Genomic DNA, 1479 nt, shown 5'->3' with positions numbered 1-1479 from the left:
AGAATCTTAGCACGATTGGGGATGACACGCAATGGGACTCGATAACCCAATTACAAAAGGTGCTGCTGATGAGTTCTGGGATGGTAACGGCCAACCAGCAAATAATAAGCGAGAACTAGCTGACGGAACGTCATTCTATGAAGATGACTGGATAGATGGAGCACGCGATTATATCGCAAAGAACGGATTAACAGATTTTTTAGATTTGTGGTCAGAAAGGGTGAATAAAAATGGGTGATTTACCATGTCCGAATTGCGGTAAACAAAATGATGATGTCATCTACATTGGTGATGGTGAATTTGTTTGTTGGAACTGTATGTGTAGGTTCGACTGGGACGGCAATATTGAAAAATTAGAGGAGAAAAAATAATGGCAGCTAATGAAATTGTAGTAAGTGTACAAGAAAGAATTACGAAGCTTGAACAAGGCGAGAATGGATTAAGTTTACCAGCTAATTTCAGTTTAGGGAATGCCCTTAATTCAGCTTGGTTGATGATTAGTGAAGATTCAAAATTGATGGCTACTAGTGATGGTTCTAAAAAACAGACGTTACTTAACATGGCGATCCAAGGATTAAGCCCAGCAAAAAGCCAGGGTTACTTCATTCCTTACGGTCAAAAATTAACCTTCCAGCGTTCATATTTTGGAAGCCTTACGATTTTAAAACGGCTAGAAAATGTCAAAGATGTGTTTGCTGAAATCATCCATAAGGGCGACGTGTTTGAAATTGGGGCTGATGAATCAGGTAGACAAATTGTTAAAAACTTTAAACCTGATTTTTCAAATCTTGATAACGAAATTGTTGGTGCCTTTGCGGTAATCACACAAACGGATGGGACTAAGAATTACACGGTTATGACTAAAAAGATGATCGATCAAAGCTGGTCACATGCCAAAACCACTAAGGTACAAAAAGAGTTCCCAGGTGAAATGGCAAAACGAACCGTATTAAATCGAGCTGCTAAGTTCTTCATTAACACTAGCGGTGATAACGACATGTTGATTAAGGCAATCAATGATACGACCGCTGATGAATATGACGATAACCGTAAAGATGTCACACCAGAAAATAGTGTAGCCTCCAAGCTTGAAAATAAATTTAATTCAGAAAAAGAAAAATCAGTGTCAGATAAGGAATCAAGTACTACGGATACTGAATCAGAAAATAAAACTAAAGTGATTGAAGGTGAGAATGTTGACGACAGCCACGAAGAACCAGAAGTTAGTGAAGCCCAAGAGCAAGCCCGTAAATACGCTAAAGAACTCGACAAAACTGAACCCACTGTTGAACAAGGCGAACTATTACACCGCGGAAAGTGATTGGCAATATTGGTCCGTTTCCCAGTACAAAGATTTTGAAAAGTGTGAAGCAGCTGCTACAGCTAAGCTAAAAGATGAGTGGAAGCCGTCTGGCAGTCCAGAACCATTGATTGTTGGAAATTATGTTCACAGTTACTTCGAGTCTAAGACGGCTCATA

General features: G+C 39.4%; 3 protein-coding genes. All 3 read left to right on the top strand.

The features are described 5' to 3' along the window. The first annotated feature begins 31 nt into the window (after nucleotides 1-31). The gene (locus FFM51_RS08680) at nucleotides 32-238 is read left to right on the top strand and encodes a hypothetical protein (RefSeq protein ID WP_137598224.1); all 207 of its coding nucleotides are present in this window, start codon (nucleotides 32-34) and stop codon (nucleotides 236-238) included. A gap of 132 nt (nucleotides 239-370) precedes the next feature. Continuing rightward, on the top strand, nucleotides 371-1321 hold the full coding sequence (locus tag FFM51_RS08675) for a recombinase RecT (RefSeq protein WP_137598223.1): 951 nt from the start codon (nucleotides 371-373) through the stop codon (nucleotides 1319-1321). Then, on the top strand, nucleotides 1287-1479 hold a 193-nt coding region (locus tag FFM51_RS08905), incomplete at its 3' end, for a PD-(D/E)XK nuclease-like domain-containing protein (RefSeq protein WP_223875925.1). The genes FFM51_RS08675 and FFM51_RS08905, both read left to right, overlap by 35 nt.

This window comes from Paucilactobacillus kaifaensis (assembly GCF_005405145.1).
In the GTDB taxonomy this organism is placed as follows: Bacteria; Bacillota; Bacilli; order Lactobacillales; family Lactobacillaceae; genus Paucilactobacillus; species Paucilactobacillus kaifaensis.
Note: the sequence above shows the minus strand (reverse complement) of the source record. Positions and strands in the feature narration are given on the sequence as shown.